This window comes from Ventosimonas gracilis (assembly GCF_001580025.1).
Classification (GTDB): Bacteria; Pseudomonadota; Gammaproteobacteria; order Pseudomonadales; family Pseudomonadaceae; genus Ventosimonas; species Ventosimonas gracilis.
On record NZ_LSZO01000087.1, the window covers coordinates 1 to 19,578 of the forward strand.

The window sequence follows — 19,578 nt, forward strand, 5'->3', positions numbered from 1 at the left end:
CGGGCTACGCCCTACGCCGCCTGAAACCGCAAGGCAAAACCGGACAGTTCATTTGCTTTAAAACCGGACAAGTCTATTTGTTGACAACAGCCGTGCTCTCCCCTCTCTCGCGCAAGCGGGCGAGGGCTAGGAGGGTCTAAGCTGCCGTGCGCCGCAGCAGTTGGTAGAGGGCGAGGCCGATTAGCCCGCAGAAGGCGAGCAGGCTCCAGTCGGCGATGGACAGGCCAAACAGTGTCCAGTCGACTTTGGCGCAGTCGGCGGTGCCGTGCAGGACTTTGCCGATGACTTCGGTAAAGGGCATGACTTCCAGCATAAAGTCGAGCGGCGGCAGGCAGGCGGCGAGCTGATCCGGCGGCAGGCTTTGCAGCCAGATTTGCCGTCCGGCTGCCGCTGCGCCAAGGGCGGCAAACAGTAGCAGCAGTACGGCATAAATGCGTCTGCCGATAGCTGCCGGGTTATGCAGCGCGGCAATGAGGCAGGTGATTCCGGCCAAGATAAAAAAGCCGCGTTGCACCAAGCACAGCGGGCAGGGGATTAAGCCTTTGACCTGCTCCAAATAGAGCGCGACCAGCATCAAGCCAAGGCAGAAGGCAAATCCGGCGAGAAAGATTGGGCGTGTACCCAGCAGAGGCGACATAAGCATTCCATTCGGCCGCAAAGGGGCATCTAAGGTAGAGAAAGGGCGGATGAGTTACAAGAGCGGCTCTTCCCTGCTCCTAGCCCGCATGCAGGTGAGGGGAGACTAAGCGCGGCAAATTGCCTGAGGACTTATTTTTTCGCACTGCCTGCTCAGTACAACCATCAACACAACATAAAGATTGCCGCCTGCCTGCCGATAGGGTTTGGTCTTTCGCTGATTGTTGTCTTGAGAGTTCCGATGAAACTTCGTTCCATTGCGCTTACCGTGACCATGCTGGCCGGAGCCAGCGTGCTGGCGGCGGTGATTGCGCTGATTTTGTATACCCTTTCCGCCCGATCACATACACAAAAATTGGTGGAAGCCAGCACGCAAAAATTGGAGATACAGATGGTTCACGAGCGTTTAGCGGCCTTGGCGCATGCACAGGTGCAGCATATCGCCCGCGACCTCGATGCGCCGATGTCGCTCGCAGTCAATCTGGCCAAGACCAACGCCATGCTGGCGAAAAGCAATCAGCGCGTGGGTGATGTGGACAAGATGTTCAGCCGACAAGAGTTAAGTGCGTTATTGCAGGAAAGGCTGCTTGCCAACCCACAACTGGGTGGTCTTTATGCCGGTTGGGAAATGGATGCCTTTGACGGCCATGATGCCTTGCACCCAAACGAGCCGGGGCATGATGCGGACGGGCGCTTATTGGCTTGGTGGTTTCGTGCCGGCGGGGCGCTTAAATTCAATACCTTGGTGGATGTGGAGAACGAGCAACGCAACCGCTTCGGCATGCGTATGGGCGAGTTTTACCTGTGTCCCAAACAATCCCTTCGTCCTTGTGTGGTTGACCCGTATCCGTACGCCTTACCAGTAGACGGGCGGACCACCATGCTTAGCTCGTTCAGTGCGCCGGTTATGGTCGATGGCAAGTTCGTCGGCGTGGCCGGTGCGGATTTATCGATGGAACACATTCAAAAAATTTTGTTGGAGGCCAATGCCGACCTGTATAACGGCGCGGGCAATATGGGACTGATTGCCAGCAATGGTCATCTGGCGGCCTGGACCGGCAATGAGCGGATGATTGGCGAAAAAGCGAGCAATGTGCTGACCTCTGGCCGTCTGCTGCGCCCAGCGGATTTGCCGATCAATAAGGTGCATTTTGAGCAAGACCGTAAAAGCGGCTTGCTGGAACTGTTGCTGCCGTTTCAGGTCGCCGAAACCAACACGCGCTGGGCATTGCTGCTGCAATTACCGGAACAAGCGCTGTTCGCTGATGCCAATCAAATGAATGCGCAGCTTGGCGAGAAGCGAAAGGAAGAACTCTACGGTATGTTGCTGATTGGTTTTTTGGTTGGCCTGCTCGGGCTTATCGTGACTTGGCTAGTGGGCCGTGGCATTGCCCGCCCGCTGACGCAAATGGTCGCCATGCTCGATGATATTGTAGGTGGCAAAGGCGACTTGACGCGCCGCCTGCAAAGTCATCGCAACGATGAATTGGGACGTATCAGCAAAGGCTTTAACGGCTTTCTCGACCAGTTGCAAACCATGATTGCGCAAGTGGTCGGCTCAGTACAAAAAGTGGGCGAATCATCCAGACACACGGCGCAAATTGCCGTCAATACCAACGAAGGCGTGCAGCGCCAGTTGGCGGAAATCGAATTGGTCGCCACCGCCGTGCACGAGATGACCGCTACCGCGCAAGACGTGGCACGCAACGCCGGTATGGCGGCCGAAGCCGCCAATCACGCAGACCAGGCCGCCGGACACGGCAAGCGCACGGTGGAAGAAACCGCGCAGTCGATCCGCAACCTCGCAGCGGAAATCGGTCACGCCGTGAGCGTGGTACAGAGCCTTGCCAAGGACAGCGAAAACATCAACGCGATTTTGACCACCGTCCGCAGCATTGCCGAACAAACCAATCTACTCGCCCTTAACGCGGCAATTGAGGCCGCGCGCGCGGGCGAACAAGGCCGCGGTTTTGCCGTAGTCGCCGATGAGGTGCGCAATCTGGCGCAGAAAACGCAAAAAGCCACCGAAGAAATCCAAGCCATGATCGCCGCCCTGCAAAACGGCACGCGCGAAGTGGTGCGCGTGATGGAAGAAAGCCAGAGCAAAACCGATGACAGCGTGCAACAAGCCACTGAAGCGGCGCACGCGCTGGAATCCATCACCCAAGCCGTTTCGGTGATTAACGATATGAACACCCAAATCGCCAGCGCCGCCGGTCAACAAAGCGCGGTTGCCGAAGACTTGGGGCGCAATGTCAGCTCCATCAATCAGGTCGCCAATCAAGTCGCCGAAGGTGCCAACGAAACCAGCCACGCCAGCGCCGAACTCACCCGCCTCGCCGAACAACAGCGGGCGCTGGTTGGGCAATTCAGGATTTAACCGCCCTACCCTCTCCCGCAGGCGAGCGGGGGAGCCAAGAAACGCTCCCCGCCCATTGATGAAAGAGGGGTTGGGGAAGAGGGCAAGAGACCGCACAATAGCGCTGCTTGTTGCTAATAAAGAGCGCCTGCCGTGCACCACTTAACCTTTGACAACCGCTATGCCCGCTTGGGTGATCGCTTTTCCGTAGCGGTTTTGCCCGAACCGCTTGATAACCCGCGCCTGCTGATAGTAAGTCCCGCTGCGGCAGCATTGCTGGGTGCAGACCCTGCCTCGCTGCAATCGGCCGAATGTATCGCGCAAATCAACGGTCAAGCAGACTTTCCGGGGACTGAGCCACGGGCGATGGTCTACGCCGGTCATCAATTTGGCGCGTACAACCCAAGACTGGGTGACGGACGTGGTCTGCTACTGGGCGAAGTCACTCACGCAAACGGCGAGCGCTGGGATTTACACCTAAAAGGCAGCGGGCAAACGCCCTTTTCGCGTATGGGCGATGGCCGCGCGGTACTGCGCAGCAGCATTCGGGAATTTCTCGCCAGCGAGCATTTGGCCGCGCTTGGCATTCCCACCACCCGCGCCCTTGCGCTTATCGGTTCGGATACCAAGGTTTTCCGTGAGCGCCAAGAAAGCGCGGCGCTGCTGCTACGACTTGCGCCCAGCCATCTGCGCTTTGGGCATTTTGAATACTTCTACTACAACCGCCAGCACGCAGAACTTAAGCAGCTTGCGAAATGGGCTTTGCGCGAATATTACCCACAGTGCGCGGACTTTACCGAGATGCTGCGCGAAATCATCAGCCGCACCGCTTATTTAATTGCGCTGTGGCAAGCCTATGGTTTTTGTCATGGCGTGATGAATACCGACAATATGTCCCTATTAGGGCTTACCTTTGATTTTGGCCCTTACGCCTTTTTGGATGACTTTAATCAAAACCATATCTGCAATCATTCGGATGATAGCGGGCGTTACAGTTTCAATAATCAAGTACCGATTGCCCACTGGAATTTAACCGCACTGGCACAGTGTTTTACCCCGTTTATCGCCGTCGATAAGTTGCGCGAACTACTGCAAGATTTTTTACCGCAGTACCAAACACAGTATTTACAACGCATGCGCTTACGTTTGGGGCTTTATGATGAAGAACCTAGCGACGGCGTATTGATACAAAATCTGTTGTCACTGATGCAGCAAAGTGCGTCCGATTACAATAACTTTTTCCGCCATTTAAGCGAGCAACCTGCTGAAGCTGCGCTTGTCCATTTGCGTGATGGGTTTATTGACCTCAAAGGCTTTGATGCGTGGTCGCGCGATTATCTTAAGCGCTGCAACAATGACGCTCGCAATGAGAATAAACGTCAAGCGCAAATGCAGGCGGTTAATCCAAAATATATTTTGCGTAATTATTTAGCACAACAAGCCATTAGCGCTGCCGAACAAGGCGATTATCAGCCGCTTAATGAGTTATTTAATCTATTGTCTCGCCCATTTGAACAACAACCCGGCAAAGCGCACTACGCCGCCCGCCCGCCGGATTGGGGACGGCATTTGTCCATCAGTTGTTCGTCTTAAAAGCATCCCCTTCCAGCCCGGCCGTTTGCAGGGCGGTTTTGAAGGCTTGGATAAGCGGTTCACGCACACGGCTTTTGCGGACAATCAGGGAAAAAGGCGATTGATAGGCAAAAATACCGGGATTAAGTGCGTGCAGTTTGCCCCGTTCGACCCAGGGCTGTGCGTAATGCTGCGGTAAATAACCCATCCACGCGCCAGAGAGCACCAAAATCAGTTGCGCTTCCATCGTTTCCACCGTCGCTTCGCTGTGGCGAAAGCCGTGCCGCGCGAGTTCCGCCTGGTTCCAGTAACTGCGGCTAACCATGCGTTGGCGGGCAATTTGTGCGGTGGATACGTTCTGCTTGCCAAACAAGGCATGCGACTGCCCGCAATATAAATAGTGCTGCTCCAAGTACAGCGGCTGATAAAGCAATCCGTTCATCTGCGCGGGGAATGCGCCAATGGCTAAATCCAGGCGGTCATCGGCAACCGCAAGCTGTAGCTCCCAAGGCGGCAGGATAACCAAATTAAGGTGCACCGCCGGATGCTGCCGTCCGTAAAGGCCAATCGCGGCAGCCAGCGGCAGCGACGGATGGTCGGCCATCGCATCCAACGTACCTAAACGAAAAGTGCCGCGTAGTTCGCCCTTAAGGCTTTGTGCATAGCGGTCAAAATCCTCAAGCCTGCCCAGCAGTTGCAGGCACTGCTGATAAAACTGCTCGCCGCGACTGGTCAATTTAAAACCACTGCGCCCGCGATGGCAGAGCACTACACCAAGCTGCGCTTCCAGTTGGCTCATGTAGTTGCTGATGGCCGGGGCAGACAGTTGCAGTTCTTGCTGCGCATTGGCAAAGCCTTGGCAACGCGCCACGGCGACAAATACTTGCAGCAGTTTCAAATCAGGCAAAGCGGCTTTCATAGGCAGTCCCCATCAGCATTTACGCATGATACTTCACAAAATCATTAACTAAGTTTTTAAAACCGTGGGGTTTTATTGGTAGGCCATCTACATAACAATCTGCACAACAATCGGCCTACTTAACCACAACTACTTAAAGACAACCGTGACTACAAAATTTCATCAGCCTTTAGGCGGCAATGAAGTGCCGCGTTTTGGCGGCATTGCCACCATGATGCGCCTGCCCCATATCCAATCGGCCGAAGACAAGCAACAGCTCGATGCCGCTTTTGTCGGCGTGCCGCTGGATATTGGCGCGTCCCTGCGCTCCGGCAGCCGCTTTGGCCCGCGCGATATTCGCGCCAATTCGGTACTGATCCGCCCGTACAACATGGCGACCGGCGCGGCGCCCTTTGACAGCATCAATGTCGCCGATATTGGTGATGTCGCCATCAATACTTTTAACCTGCTTGATGCCGTGCGAATTATCGAAGAGGCTTACGACGAGATTTTACGCTTTGGCATTCGCCCGCTGACTTTGGGCGGCGACCATACCGTCACGCTGCCGATTTTGCGTGCCATGCGCAAAAAATACGGCAAAGTCGGGCTTATCCACGTAGACGCGCATGCCGATGTCAACGATGAGATGTTCGGCGAAAAAATCGCCCACGGCACCACCTTTCGCCGCGCGGTGGAGGAAGACCTGCTTGATTGCCCGCGCGTGGTGCAAATCGGCCTGCGCGCGACCAGCTACGGCGCGGACGATTTTAATTGGGGTCGCCGCCAAGGCTTTCGTGTGGTGCAAGCCGAAGAATGCTGGCACCAATCACTCGCCCCACTGATGGCTGAAGTACGCGAGCAAGTCAGCGGCGGGCCGGTTTACCTGTCCTTTGATATTGACGGCATTGACCCGGCCTTCGCGCCCGGCACCGGCACGCCAGAAATCGGTGGGCTGACCACCATCCAAGGAATGGAAATCGTCCGCGGCTGCTTGGGGTTAGACCTTGTCGGCACCGACCTGATGGAAGTCTCCCCGCCCTACGACACCACCGGCAGCACTTCAATACTCGCCGCCAATTTGCTCTATGAAATGCTTTGCGTGTTGCCGGGGGTGAAGCATCAATAGGATTTTAAGATAACATCGGCTTTTATTGTTTCTAATAACAACAAAAGAGGTAAACCGTGTCATTCCAATTTCTCTTGACCGCCAAAATAATTATGGAACGCGGCCTGCGCCAGAAGACCGGCGAGCATTTGGCCGCACTTGGCTTAAACAAAGTGCTGCTGGTCACAGACCCCGGCGTTAAAAACGCCGGTCTCTTGCCGCCGGTTTATGCCAGTTTGCAAAAATCGCAGATTACATTTGTGGAAATCGCTGACGTTAAGGCCAATCCCCGCGCCGCCCCTATCAATCAAACCGCCGCGCGTTTTCGCGGGCAAGGCTTTGACGGTCTACTCGCCGTCGGCGGCGGCAGCGCAATGGATGCGGCTAAAGCCTTGGCTGTACTGCTGACCCATGAGGGCAGGATTGAGGACTACGAGGGCGCATTCACCTTAAAGCGCCCTGCCCTGCCGGTCGTTGCCATACCCACTACGGCAGGTACCGGCAGCGAGGTGACGTTTTTCTCGGTGATTACCGACAGCCAACGTCAAACCAAAATGAGCCTGCTCGACTACCGTATCGGTCCGCAGCTGGCGCTGCTCGATAGCGACATTACCGCCAGCCTGCCGCCCGCTGTGGCGGCGGCAACCGCCGTGGATGCGCTAACCCACGCCATCGAAGCCTACACCGGCAAACTGGCCAACCCGATTAGCGACGGTCTCGCGCTGCACGCCATTCGCTTGATTGCGCAAAACCTCAAAGCCGCCGTGCTGGAAGCGGATAACTTTGCTGCCCGCGAGCAAATGCTAATCGCCAGCCTGATGGCCGGCATGGCCTTTGGCAACGCCGATATTGCCAGTGTGCACTGTATTTCCGAGTCCATCGGCGGGCTGTACGACACGCCGCACGGCGTGGGCAATGCCATCTTTTTACCCTTTGTTTTTGCCCACAACCAACAGGCCGACCTCAAGCGTCATGCCGATGTAGCTTATGCGCTGGGTATTGACCCTGCCCTGCCCGCAGAAAGCGCCGCACAGGCTGCGGTCGATAGGTTATTTGCGCTAAACCGCACGCTGGGCATTCCCCGTTTTGCCGAATTACCGAATGTCCGCGAGGCCGATTTTTTATTGATTGCCGAGAAATCCAAAAATAATATTTCCGACTCCACCAATATCAAACCGATGACAGTGGAGAGCTACCTCTCCATTCTTCGCGCCGCTTGGCAATGGCAGGGATAAGCCGATGACAGAGCCTAAACAAGACGCAGGTCTTCGCCGCAATGTGATGAGCGGTGCGGAACTCGCCGCCCAGGCCATTGCCAGCATTGCCCCCAGCGCAGTGATTGCCTTTACCGCCGCCGCGATTTTTGCCGGAGCGGGTAATGGCACCATGCTTTCATTTTTGCTGGCGACCATCGTCATCCTCTGTATCGGCTGGTGCGTGGTGGTCTTTGCGCGCAGAAACGCCTCGGCCGGTTCGCTCTATACCTATGTCGCCAAAGGGCTTGGCCCACTCGGCGCGTATTTGGCCGGTATTGCGTTGCTGATTGGCTGCTGGGGCATTGCCGCCGGCTCCTTGGGCGGTGCGGTGTCTTACAGTGCGGATTTGCTCGCTGGATTTGGTCTGCCCACTACGAGTCTGGCCGCACATAGCACGCTGGCAATAGTGCTGGGCGGCTTGGCGACGCTGTTTACCATTCGCGGCATTCGGCTTTCTGCGCGCGTTTCCTTGGTGCTGGAGCTGCTTTCCATCGCTATCATCCTTGTGCTACTAGTCGCTGCGCTGGCGTCTTCTGGCGAACGCGCCTGGAGTCCGGCGCAATTTAGCCTGGATGGCGTACCTTTTCAGGGAGTCGCCAGCGGTATGGTGTTGGGCATTTTGGGTTTTGTCGGCTTTTCCTCCGCCGATGCACTGGGGCGCGAGGCCAAAAATCCCTACCGCGCCATTCCCCGTGCCGTGATGTGGAGCGCCGCGCTGGTCGGCCTGCTCTATTTGTTTTCCGCCTACACGCAAATTGCCGTGCTCGGTGATGACTTGGCAACGGTCGCCAGCCCCCTGCAAGCGTTGACCGAACGTACCGGCATGCCGGACTGGTTTACTGCGGTACTTAATTTTGGCGTAGCCGCTTCGTTTTTTGCCGTGGTGGTCGCGCCGCTGAATGTGATTGGGCGGATTGTCTACGTGATGGGCAAGGAAGGCGTGGTACACGAAGCGCTCGGCAGAACCCACGAAACCCACTTGACCCCACACCGCGTGCTGCTGATATTCGGCCCGGCAGCGATTGTGCTGGATGTCATTCTGCTTGGGCTTAATGTCACGCCGATGGATATTGTGGTCTGGGTCGATACTTGGGGCACTTACGGCTATATGGTCGCCTACGCCCTGGTCGCCGCCGCCTGCATGCGCTATGTGCGCCAGCAAAATCTGCCCAAACGCCTGGTTGATAGCTGCGCCTTGGTCGCCATTATCGCCATGAGTTACGTATTCTTCGCCAATGTCTGGCCGACTCCCGACTATCCACTTAATGTAATGCCTTATTTATTTTTAGCCTGCATGCTGATCGCACTGATTTGGTACGGCTGGCTCAAACAAAACCATCCCCATGTTATTAAACGTATTGGCGAGACGGAAACGGATGTATTATCCGGCGTGGGCTAATCGACTGAACATCCAATAACAATAAATGGAATTGGAAAGTGAACATAAAAAGTACCGTTAATATCGATGAACAACTACTCAACCAACGGGGCTACCGGCAAGAGTTACAACGCGGATTATCGCTTTGGTCATCCTTTGCCGTAGGTTTTGCGACCGTCTCACCGGTTGTCGGCATTTATGCCGTGATGTCGTTGGCTGCCATTCATATGGGACCTGCCTGGGTGTGGATTGTCCCCATTTGTTTGCTGATGCAACTCTTGGTCGCACTGGTTTATGCCGAACTCGCTTCACGCTATCCACTCGCCGGTGGTTGCTATCAATGGGTTAAATACTTGGGCGGTGCCCGCATGGGCTGGTTTACCGGCTATCTGTATCTGGCTTCAGCCTTGGCTTCGTTAAGTACGGTCGCTTATTTGGGCGGCTTTTGGCTGTGGCTGTTATTGACCGGTGAAGCACCGGCAGCCAACGCCCAGGTTTTTAGTGGATTTATTCTGTTATTGCTTGGGCTTTTCGTTAATCTGCTTGGCATCAATCCACTTAAATACTTTGTCAATGCCGGTATTTTGGCCGAAGCCATTGCTTCCATCGGCATGGGTTTGCTGTTGTTATTATTTTTCCGCAATCACGATTTTTCCTTGTTATTGCAAGGTATAACAAGCGGTGAAGGCACTTCTTTAAACGGTTTTTTAACCGCAATGGCGGTTGGCGGCTGGGCATTTTTGGGCTTTGATGCCTGCTCGCAAGTGGCCGAAGAAACCCGGCAAGCACAAAAATCCACACCACGCGCCATTTTACGCGCCATTACTTTAGTCGGACTTACCGTGATGTTAACCGCTTTTGCTGTCACCTTATCGTTTGAAGATACTCAAGGCATGGTTTCCGGTGAAGTGTTTGACCCGGTCACGCCCGCCGTGGTTAATGCTTTTGGTCAATGGGCGCAAACACCTTTTGTTGCCATCGTATTGATTGCTTTTATTGCCTGCACCGTTTCCATCCAAACCTATATCAGCCGCGCGTTATTTGGTATGGCACGCGATAAAACACTGCCAGCGGCTTCTTTACTTAAACAGGTTGACCGGCGCAAAGTCCCCTTTGTCGCCATGCTGGTCGCAACCATGATAGCCAGCGCCGGTTTATTGCTGGGTTTAAACGCTACCGCTGTCGGTACTTTAATTGCCTTTGGCAGCGGCGGCTTTTATTTTGTTTTTCTGATAGTCGTCAGTTGTGCACTATTGGCTCGACTGCGCGGACGTTTAATCGATAATGCACAGACATTTAATCTGGGCATTTGGCGCTGGCCGGTTAATCTTATGGCGTTTTTCTGGCTGATATTTGAGGCCATCAATATTGCTTGGCCGAGAATTGAACTGGCTCCGGCCGATGCTCCCTGGTTTCAGGTTTGGGCGGTTTTTTTGATATTCTCCATACTGGCGGTCTTGGGCATTATCTATCTTTTGATATACCAGCCCGAAAAAACGCTTCCCCGGCATAAAACCCAACAAATACAAGGATGATCCCATGAAACCTCTTTTAACGACCACTTGCTTTAGCGCCCTGGCGGTTTTTTTAAGTTCGCCCGCTTTGGCACAAAATCAATTAAATGCTTTGGTCTGGTGCGACCATACGGACCCTGCGTTAATTGAACCCTTTGAAAAAGCGCACGGCGTCAAGGTTAATCTTAAGGAGTACTCGGGCACTGGCGAGGGCATTTCCATTATTGAACAATCCCGCTCGGGCGATTGGGATGTATTGGTGGTTGATACGGTCGATATACTGCGTCTTGCCGATATGGATTTACTCGCTGAATTGCCCGAAAGCGCCCTGCCGCTTGCCGATATTTTTCCCGAACTGTTAATGCCGAAAAACACCCGTCGTGATGGCAAGATTTATGGCATCACCGAAAAGTTTGGCTACAACACGCTCTCCTACAATAAAAATAAAGTCAACATCAAGGATATGGATAACATCCAGGTTATTTTGTCGCCTGCTTATAAAAACCGCATTGCACTCTATGATTACTATCTGCCATTAATTGGCTTAACCGGTATTGCCCTTGGCAAACCCACTGCCGAATTGACTTTGGCTGATTTGCCAGCCATTCGCAGCACGTTGTTTGAAATGAAGAAAAACGCCCGCCAAGTCAGTGATGTCGTTGCTGCGCAAACGGCACTGGCGACCGGCGAAGTGGATATTGTGGTTGGCGGCGGTGAGTGGTTAACGGCGGCGCTTTCCGTTGAAATGCCCGAACTCGACTGGACTATTCCCGAGCAGGGCGCTTTGCTCTGGTCGCAAGCACTCGCCATTTTTAAAGACTCCAAAAAACCAGAGCTTGCCATTCAATTTGTGCAATATATTTTAAGCCCCGAAGGACAAGCCCGATTGGCGACATCTTCTTGCTATTGGGCGATGCCAAGCAATAATAAAGCAGCCGATTATTTAACTGCGCCACAAAAACAAGTACTGCGCTGGGATAGCCAATCCGAATACTTAAAAAAAGCACAGCTTTATCCGCTTATTGATGCCGATTTGGATGAAGCCATGCAGGATATTTGGACTGAAATGTTGCAACAGTAATGGCTACCAACAGGTCATTGGAACGTGCCGAGAAGCGGCGCGGCTGGCTGCTCGCAACACCGGCACTGTTGTGGACAGCCGCTTTTTTTATCGTGCCTTTTGTTTGGATGGCAATATTAAGCCTGTGGACAAAGCAAGGGCGCGAATGGGTCGCCAGTTGGACCTTTGCCAATTACCTCGCCTTTTTTGAGCGGGCGCACCTGTTTAAAGGGCTGGTGGTTTCATTGCAAATTACCGCCGTGGTGACGCTAATTTCTCTGCTGCTGGCTTGGCCGCTTGCTTTTATCCTCGCCGAAAAAGTTCCCAAGCGTTGGCAACGCACCGCGTTATTGCTGGCGATTTTGCCGTTTTGGACTTCCTATGTGGTGCGTTCTTATTCTTGGCTATTGGTGCTTTCCAGTGGCGGCGTGGTGAATCAAACCTTGCTGGCGTTGGGACTGATTAACGAGCCGCTTTCGCTCTCTGCCAATCGTATCGGCACGATCATTGGCTTTGTGCATTTTTTTGTGATGCTGCTCACGCTCACCATCTACACCAATCTGCTGCAGCTATCGCCCAACTACCGCCGCGCTGCCGCCGATTTGGGTGCAAGCGCCTTACAAACCTTCTGGCATGTGATTTTGCCACTGACCCGCCCGGGGATTATGGTTGGCGCGTTTTTAACCTTTGTACTTTGCATGGGCGACTACATCACCCCGCAGATTTTGGGCGGCAATAACGAATTGGTACTGCCGCAAGTCATCATGCTGCAACTGGGCAGGCGTGCCGATGTGCCGATGGCGGCGGCGCTGTCGTTAGTGTTGATGGCGGTTATCACGCTCGCCTATATCGGCAGCTCCCGTTGGCTCAAGATGGAGCGCACCTGATGGGCCGACTAAAAACCGTGTTGATTTGGCTGTATGGCGGATTGTTGTTCGGCTTTATCTTTTTGCCGGTGGTGGTACTGGTGCTGTTTTCCTTTCAGGATGGCGGCTTGCCGGTGCCGCCGCTGTCCGGCCTTAGCCTGCGTTGGTATGAGGCCGTTTTCGCCGACAGCCGCTTAATGAACGCACTGCTACGCTCGTTAGCGGTTGCCGCGCTGTCTTCGCTGCTCGCCTGTGTACTTGGCTTTTTCGCCGCCTGTGCGCTCGCCCGCCACCGCCTGCCCGCCAGTGCCTTAATTAGGGCATTGCTGGTCGCGCCGATGATGGTCAGCACCTTGATTATCGGCTTGGGTTTGCTGCAATGGCTCAATTTGCTGGGCGTGCCGCTATCGTTGTGGACGGTGGGTATCGCTCATGTAGTGATTAACCTGCCGCTGTGCTTTGCCATTATTTACGCCTCGATGGGCGCACAGCAGGTAAATATCGAACGTGCCGCTCGCGATTTGGGCGCAGGCGAATGGCAGGTGCTCGCCTTGGTGACAGCACCGATGCTTGCTCCTGCCTTGTTGGCGGCGTTTTTTCTGTCCTTTACCTTTAGTTGGGATGAATTTATTGCCGCCTTTTTGCTGTCGCGCTTTGAGCCGACTTTACCGGTGGAAATATGGGGCATGCTGCGAGCCGGTTTAAACCCCAAACTCAATGCGATCGGCAGCTTGGTATTTTTGGTTTCCATCGTACTGCTCGCGCTCGCCGAATTAACCTTTTTGCGCAAATCAGGAAAAATCACGTGACCGCTGCCGTTTCCATTCAACACTTAAGCAAACAGTACGGCGCTTTTATCGCGCTCAATGATTTTTCGCTGCAGATTGCGGCTGGCGAATTTATTGTTCTGCTTGGTCCTTCCGGCTGCGGCAAAACTACGCTGCTGTCCATGCTCGGCGGCTTTATCGAACCCTCTTTCGGGCAGATTGTCATTGGCGGGCGCGAGATGACTCATGTACCGCCCGCCAAGCGGCCAACAGCAACCCTGTTTCAGGATTACGCGCTGTTTCCACACCTGCGCCTTATCGACAACGTCGCCTTTGGCCTGCGCATGCGTGGCATGGGGCGGGGCGAACGGCGACAAAAGGCGCTGGCTTGTCTTGAAACCGTAGGGCTTGCCAGCGAAGCGCAAAAAAAACCGCATGAGCTATCCGGCGGTCAGCGCCAGCGTGTGGCTTTGGCGCGGGCGCTGGCCGTCACCCCCGAGGTTTTGCTGCTGGATGAGCCGCTGGGCGCATTGGATTTAAAACTGCGCCGCCAGCTACAAGACGAGTTGAAATCCATCCAAAAACAGCTTGGCACGACCTTTATTCATGTGACCCACGACCAAGAAGAAGCGCTCGCCATTGCCGACCGCATCGTACTGATGAACAGCGGACAGATTGAAGACCTAGGTACACCACAGCAGGTTTACCTCAATCCGCGCTCGCGGTTTTCTGCCGGATTTATGGGCGAGGCCAATTTTTTGCCCGCGACCGTAAAGGCCATCCACTCGGATGTTATCGGAGTACAAACCGAGCAGATGGCACTATCGCTGCCGATTGCGGCTTTTAAACGGATAACGCCTGCCATAGGCCAGCCGCTTAGCCTGTGCATTCGTCCTGAACACTTTATGCGGGCAGAACAGAGATTTTCGTTGGGCAGCGCGCTGGTGCAAAGCTGTGATTTTTTCGCCAACCACTGGCGCTGCCAAGTACTTTACGGCGGACACCGGCTCAAAGTCTATCGACCGCTTGAAGCACCGCCTAAAGTCGGGCAAATGCTGGATTTATCAGTGCCGAAAGAATGTTTGGTCGTGCTTAAAGATGAATAACGCCAAACCGCGCATTGCCGCTGAAAACTGGTATCGACTGCGCCGTCTTGCAAACGGCGTCACTGCGATTGACGAGCCTTGGATACGCGAATTTTACCGCTGCAATATCTGGCACGTGCGCGGACGGGACAGCGATTTACTGGTCGATAGCGGCATGGGCGTGGTCTCGCTGGTCGATTGGGTGCCCAAAGTCACAGAAAAGCCGCTGCTCGCCGTCGCCAGCCATACCCATTTTGATCATATCGGCGGTCATCACGAATTTCCCTGCCGCGCCGTGCACCGCGCCGAAGCCGAGCTGCTGGCCCATCCCACGCGGCAAAACACGCTGGCCGATGAGTACGCGACCGATGATATTTTCGACGCGCTGCCGCCTTTGCCCTACTGCTCCACCCGCTACGCCGTTAAACAAGCGCCCGCTACGCACTTATTGGAAGACGGCGACATCATCGACTTGGGCGACCGCCATTTTGAAGTGATCCACACGCCCGGCCATTCCCCGGGCGGCATTGCCCTGTATGAACGAGCAAGCAAGATGCTGTTCTCCGGCGACATTCTCTACGACGGCCCACTGATTGAAGACTGCTATCACTCCAACCTTACCGACTACATCGCCTCAATGGAGCGCCTGCTGCGTCTGCCGGTACAGATGGTACACGGCGGACACTTTCCCAGTTTTGACGGCAAGCGTTATCAACAGTTGATACGCGCTTGGCTGGACGATAAACAGTAATCCATGCACTGACAGCCTGTTTGCCGGAGAAGGCAAAAATAACGCCGTTTTTGGTGGGCAGCCTTATCCCCCGTTATACTCCTCGTTTTGCTTTTGCTTAAGTTTCCAAGGAATGCCCATGTTTGAGAATCTCACCGACCGTCTTTCGCAAACGCTGCGCACAGTGACCGGCAAGGCGCGGCTGACCGAGAACAATATCCGCGACAGTCTGCGCGAGGTTCGCATGGCGCTGCTGGAAGCCGATGTGGCGTTGCCGGTGGTCAAAGACTTTGTCATGCGCGTGCGCGAACGGGCGATTGGCAGCGAGGTGATGAAAAGCCTAAGCCCGGGGCAAGCACTGATCAAAATCGTCCGCGCCGAACTCGAAGCGCTGATGGGCGGCGGTACCGCTGAGCTTGACTTATCGACCCAGCCACCGGCGGTTATCCTGCTCGCCGGTCTGCAAGGTGCGGGCAAGACCACCACGGCGGGCAAACTCGCGCGTTTTCTTAAAGAGCGCAAAAAGAAATCGGTGATGCTGGTATCGGTCGATATTTACCGTCCAGCGGCCATTGAGCAATTAAAGGTGCTGGCCGGGCAAGTGGGCGTGGAATTTTTCGGCGCAGACAGCGGGCAAAAACCGGTCGCCATTGCAGAAGCGGCGCTTAAAGCCGCGCGGCTTAAGCATATTGACGTGCTTATCCTCGACACCGCGGGTCGCCTGCACGTCGATGCCGAGATGATGGAAGAAATCAAAGCCTTGCACGCGGCGGTCAAACCGGTGGAAAGCCTGTTTGTGGTCGATTCGATGACCGGCCAGGACGCGGCCAATACCGCCAAAGCCTTTGGCGAGGCGCTGCCGCTTTCCGGCGTGGTACTGACCAAAGTGGACGGTGATGCCCGTGGCGGCGCGGCGCTTTCGGTGCGGCAAATCACCGGCAAGCCGATTAAATTTATCGGCAGCGGCGAGAAAACCGACGCGCTCGAACCCTTCCACCCCGACCGCATTGCCTCGCGCATTCTCGGCATGGGCGACGTGCTCAGCCTGATTGAACAAGCCGAACACAAAATTGACCAAGAAAAAGCCGCCAAACTCAGCAAAAAACTGCAAAAAGGCAAAGGCTTTGATTTGGAAGACTTCCGCGACCAATTGCAGCAGATGAAAAACTTAGGGGGGCTCGGCAGTCTGATGGACAAGCTACCGCAAATCGGCGGCATGAATTTAGGCCAGATGGGCAGTGCGCAAGAGGTGGCGCAAAAGCAAATGCAGCAGATGGAAGTCATCATCAATTCAATGACCCCAGCCGAACGGCGCGACCCCGAGCTGATTAACGGTTCGCGCAAACGCCGTATTGCGCAAGGTTCCGGCACCCAGGTGCAAGATGTCGGCAAACTGCTTAAGCAGCACAAGCAAATGCAAAAGATGATGAAAAAAGTCAGCGGCAAAGTCGGCGTGGGCAAAATGCTGCGCGGCCTTGGCAACATGCTGCCTGCGGGCATGCCAAGGCGTTAGGGTCTGTTCCCGTTTCAAACGTGGCCGCGACGGAGGCAGATTTTTCACGCGGCAAGGCGCGAGGAGAGAAATTTGCTCATGCAAATGAACGACGAGCAACACAGCGGCGCGAAAAATCTGCCCCGTCCCTTCGGGCTGCGCCCAAAATTTCGCCATACGTTGTTGCAGCACTTGCCAAGGTTGTACACATTGGCTGCATGCTGCGCCTAGTCTGGCGAAATTTTGAGCAGCAGCGCGGCTCGCGTTTGAAGCGGGAGCAGGCCCTCAAGTTTTGCATCCCGTCGCCGACAACCCGGATACCCCGGTAAAAAGCAAAACCCTTGGAGATTTCCCCATGAGTACGCCCATCAGCGCCCCCGCCAATCAGCCCATCAATGGCATTGCCCGCATTCGTCCAACAGGCTTTGCGACAGACAATCAGGCCGCCGTCAATAGGCACTGCTGTCAAGCGCGCGGCGAGACGGTTGAACTCAGCCAACAAGCGCAAACCTTGCAGCAAGTCAGCGCTTGCCAATGTGCGCAGCCGGTAGTTGACCAAAGCCGCGTCGAGCGTCTGCGTGAAGCCATCGAAAATGGCGGCTACTCCATCGACAGCCAGCGGCTCGCCAGCAAAATGCTTGCCTTTGAGCGCGACCTGTAACGCCATGTCCAGCGACCAAGCAGGGCAGGCGCTGCATCTGGCCGAACAACTGCTCGCGCTTTTGGAGCTGGAAGCGAGCGCTCTTGCCGAACAGGACTTGGAGCAACTGCAAACCCTGCCAGGTGAAAAACAATCCCTGCTGGACGCACTGGAACAGCAGCAAGCGTTACTGGCGGACTATTCGCCCGAGCAAACCGCCCCATTACGCCGCGTATTAGAACAATGCCAAGCCGCCAATCAGCGCAACGGACGGGTTATTCACAGTCAACAAGCCAGCAACAAAAGCCTGCTTAGCCTTTTACGCGGCGGTGATGAACGCTTATCGACCTACACCCCGCTCGGCAGCCGAACAAGCGCCCCATCGCTATCGCTGGGTTTAGCCTGAAAGCCCGCAAACCGCCATGCTAAAAACCTTTGGCTTGTTCGCCCTAACCGCACTGGCCGAAATCTTAGGCTGCTGGCTGCCTTGGCTATGGCTGCGGCAAAACGCCAGCATCTGGCTATTGCTACCGGCGGCCTTATCACTCACTGCCTTTGCTTGGCTGCTTTCTTTGCATCCCACCGCCAGCGGTCGCGTCTACGCGGCCTACGGCGGTGTGTACATCAGCGCCGCACTGCTTTGGCTGTGGCGGGTTGTGGCGTTAAACCCAGCCGCTGGGATTTAATGGGTGTAGCGTTGTGCCTTTGCGGCATGCTAGTGATTATCTGCGGCTCGCGTAACGCTTAAAGCCTTTACCCCTCGCCCGTTTACCGGAGAGGGGTTAGCAGAGGGTAAAAGAGCGGCTTAAAGATGCTCGTCCACAAAAGCCGCCAGCTGGCCTTTGGACAGCGCACCGACATGGGTCGAAAGCAGTTCGCCGTTTTTAAACAGCATTAGCGTCGGGATACTGCGCACGGCGTACTTAACCGCCGTCTCGCGGTTCTGGTCGATATTGAGCTTGCAGATTTTTAACCGCCCCGCGTAATCTTCGGCCGCTTCATCCAGCACCGGCGCAATCATCTTGCACGGGCCGCACCATTCGGCCCAAAAGTCGAGCAATACCGCCCGCTCGCTTTGCAACACTTCCTGCTCAAAACTGGCATCGCTGATAGGGGTAATAAGTTCGCTCACAGGAGCCTCCAACGGTAATAGGGATAAAAGCGGTGCATCATAGCGCCAATTACCGCCAGACTAAAATCACAGACAATGCGCTGAAGGTCTTGTTATGCATAAACATCCACTGATCGAACGTTTTACTTCTGCCTTGTGGCTGGAGCGCGGCCTTGCGGACAAAACCCGTGCCGCTTACGCCAGTGACCTTGCGCTCTTTGCCGGTTGGCTGGCGGCGCATGGGCAGACACTTGCGCAAGCCAGCCCAGCGACGATTTTGGATTACCTTGCAAAGCGCATGCAGCAAGGCTGCAAGGCACGTTCGACAGCACGTTTTTTATCGGCACTACGCAGTTTTTATCAGTGGCTACAGGCCGAAGGGTTGCGGGCAGATGACCCGACCGAACAAATCGCCCTGCCGCGCACCCATACCCCGCTGCCGGGGTCGCTGAGTGAGGAGGAAGTTAAAGCGCTGTTAGCCGCGCCGGATACCACCGATACCTTGGGATTGCGCGACCGCACCATGCTGGAAGTGCTCTACGCCTCTGGGCTGCGCGTCAGTGAATTGGTCAGTTTGACGCTCGACCAACTTAACCTGCGCCAAGGCGTGCTGCGGGTATTTGGCAAAGGGCGTAAAGAGCGCTTGGTACCACTGGGTGAAGAAGCGCTGCACTGGCTGTCGCGCTATCTCAAAGAGGCTCGCTCGCTGCTGCAAGGTGTAAAAGCGGGTGCGGTACTGTTCCCCAGCCAACGCGGCAGACCCATGACGCGGCAGACCTTTTGGCACCGCATCAAGCTACACGCCAAGGTCGCCGACATTGGTAAACCCTTGTCGCCGCATACCCTGCGCCACGCCTTCGCCACCCATCTGCTTAATCACGGCGCGGATTTGCGCACCCTGCAACTGCTGCTCGGCCATCAGAACTTAACCACCACACAGATTTACACCCAAGTCGCCCGCGCCCGCCTGCAAGAACTGCACGCCAAGCACCATCCACGCGGGTAACAGATAACCGCAATTACTAAATTTTCATAAAATAAAGTCACATTTTTATATATAGGCATTCTGGCTGTCTGAAGAAGGATTTGACGAGTTCAGGCAATTTTTG

Annotated in this window: 18 protein-coding genes and 1 pseudogene; 16 read left to right on the top strand and 3 right to left on the bottom strand. The window is 55.1% G+C overall.

Annotation, left to right across the window (positions count from 1 at the left end):
• Window positions 1-136: 136 nt before the first annotated feature.
• Window positions 137-637: a disulfide bond formation protein B gene (locus AXE65_RS04235; protein ID WP_068388563.1), complete on the bottom strand. Its 501-nt coding sequence runs from the start codon at window positions 635-637 to the stop codon at window positions 137-139.
• A 240-nt stretch (window positions 638-877) separates the two neighbouring features.
• Here AXE65_RS04235 and AXE65_RS04240 point away from each other — a divergent pair, with 240 nt between their 5' ends.
• Entirely contained in the window at window positions 878-3,016 is a 2,139-nt protein-coding gene (locus AXE65_RS04240; RefSeq protein WP_068388566.1) for a methyl-accepting chemotaxis protein, read from the top strand.
• Window positions 3,017-3,148: 132 nt separating this feature from the next.
• Complete coding sequence (locus AXE65_RS04245) at window positions 3,149-4,588, top strand: protein adenylyltransferase SelO (protein ID WP_068388569.1); 1,440 nt, start codon at window positions 3,149-3,151, stop codon at window positions 4,586-4,588.
• Here the strand turns inward: AXE65_RS04245 and AXE65_RS04250 are convergent.
• On the bottom strand, window positions 4,572-5,486 hold the full coding sequence (locus tag AXE65_RS04250; protein WP_068388572.1) for a LysR family transcriptional regulator: 915 nt from the start codon (window positions 5,484-5,486) through the stop codon (window positions 4,572-4,574). The two genes, AXE65_RS04245 and AXE65_RS04250, sit on opposite strands and share 17 nt — an antisense overlap.
• Window positions 5,487-5,631: 145 nt before the next feature.
• Here AXE65_RS04250 and speB point away from each other — a divergent pair, with 145 nt between their 5' ends.
• The 13 genes and pseudogenes from speB to AXE65_RS04315 all read left to right on the top strand — a co-directional run bounded on the left by speB (window position 5,632) and on the right by AXE65_RS04315 (window position 18,106).
• Window positions 5,632-6,591, top strand: a complete 960-nt coding sequence (gene speB, locus AXE65_RS04255) for an agmatinase (protein ID WP_068388575.1) — start codon at window positions 5,632-5,634, stop codon at window positions 6,589-6,591.
• A gap of 56 nt (window positions 6,592-6,647) precedes the next feature.
• Entirely contained in the window at window positions 6,648-7,805 is a 1,158-nt protein-coding gene (locus AXE65_RS04260) for an iron-containing alcohol dehydrogenase (protein WP_068388578.1), read from the top strand.
• A gap of 4 nt (window positions 7,806-7,809) precedes the next feature.
• Window positions 7,810-9,225, top strand: a complete 1,416-nt coding sequence (locus AXE65_RS04265) for an APC family permease (protein ID WP_068388581.1) — start codon at window positions 7,810-7,812, stop codon at window positions 9,223-9,225.
• Window positions 9,226-9,269: 44 nt separating this feature from the next.
• Window positions 9,270-10,739: an APC family permease gene (locus tag AXE65_RS04270; protein ID WP_439144670.1), complete on the top strand. Its 1,470-nt coding sequence runs from the start codon at window positions 9,270-9,272 to the stop codon at window positions 10,737-10,739.
• 4 nt (window positions 10,740-10,743) lie between these two features.
• The gene (locus AXE65_RS04275) at window positions 10,744-11,799 is read left to right on the top strand and encodes a polyamine ABC transporter substrate-binding protein (RefSeq protein WP_068388586.1); all 1,056 of its coding nucleotides are present in this window, start codon (window positions 10,744-10,746) and stop codon (window positions 11,797-11,799) included.
• Window positions 11,799-12,665, top strand: coding sequence for an ABC transporter permease (locus AXE65_RS04280; RefSeq protein ID WP_068388589.1), 867 nt, complete (start codon window positions 11,799-11,801; stop codon window positions 12,663-12,665). Before AXE65_RS04275 ends, AXE65_RS04280 begins: the two co-directional genes overlap by 1 nt.
• Window positions 12,665-13,453, top strand: coding sequence for an ABC transporter permease (locus AXE65_RS04285; RefSeq protein ID WP_068388592.1), 789 nt, complete (start codon window positions 12,665-12,667; stop codon window positions 13,451-13,453). The genes AXE65_RS04280 and AXE65_RS04285 overlap by 1 nt, the downstream gene beginning before the upstream one ends.
• Window positions 13,450-14,517 (top strand): ABC transporter ATP-binding protein, encoded by a 1,068-nt coding sequence (locus AXE65_RS14430; RefSeq protein ID WP_068388595.1) that lies wholly within the window; start codon window positions 13,450-13,452, stop codon window positions 14,515-14,517. The genes AXE65_RS04285 and AXE65_RS14430 overlap by 4 nt, the downstream gene beginning before the upstream one ends.
• The gene (locus AXE65_RS04295) at window positions 14,510-15,247 is read left to right on the top strand and encodes an MBL fold metallo-hydrolase (protein ID WP_068388598.1); all 738 of its coding nucleotides are present in this window, start codon (window positions 14,510-14,512) and stop codon (window positions 15,245-15,247) included. The genes AXE65_RS14430 and AXE65_RS04295 overlap by 8 nt, the downstream gene beginning before the upstream one ends.
• A gap of 118 nt (window positions 15,248-15,365) precedes the next feature.
• Window positions 15,366-16,739 carry a signal recognition particle protein gene (gene ffh, locus AXE65_RS04300; RefSeq protein ID WP_068388600.1) on the top strand — a complete coding sequence of 458 codons (1,374 nt, stop codon included), beginning with the start codon at window positions 15,366-15,368 and terminating at the stop codon, window positions 16,737-16,739.
• A 334-nt stretch (window positions 16,740-17,073) separates the two neighbouring features.
• Complete coding sequence (gene flgM / locus AXE65_RS04305) at window positions 17,074-17,379, top strand: flagellar biosynthesis anti-sigma factor FlgM (protein ID WP_068388603.1); 306 nt, start codon at window positions 17,074-17,076, stop codon at window positions 17,377-17,379.
• Complete coding sequence (gene flgN / locus AXE65_RS04310) at window positions 17,363-17,764, top strand: flagellar export chaperone FlgN (RefSeq protein ID WP_204376517.1); 402 nt, start codon at window positions 17,363-17,365, stop codon at window positions 17,762-17,764. Before flgM ends, flgN begins: the two co-directional genes overlap by 17 nt.
• Window positions 17,765-17,780: 16 nt before the next feature.
• Window positions 17,781-18,106 (top strand): annotated as a pseudogene (locus AXE65_RS04315) (YnfA family protein).
• A 57-nt stretch (window positions 18,107-18,163) separates the two neighbouring features.
• Here AXE65_RS04315 and trxA read toward each other — a convergent pair.
• Window positions 18,164-18,490 (bottom strand): thioredoxin TrxA, encoded by a 327-nt coding sequence (gene trxA / locus AXE65_RS04320; protein WP_068388610.1) that lies wholly within the window; start codon window positions 18,488-18,490, stop codon window positions 18,164-18,166.
• A 94-nt stretch (window positions 18,491-18,584) separates the two neighbouring features.
• Between trxA and xerD the strand changes: the two genes are divergently transcribed.
• Window positions 18,585-19,475, top strand: coding sequence for a site-specific tyrosine recombinase XerD (xerD, locus tag AXE65_RS04325; RefSeq protein WP_068388613.1), 891 nt, complete (start codon window positions 18,585-18,587; stop codon window positions 19,473-19,475).
• Window positions 19,476-19,578: the final 103 nt, after the last annotated feature.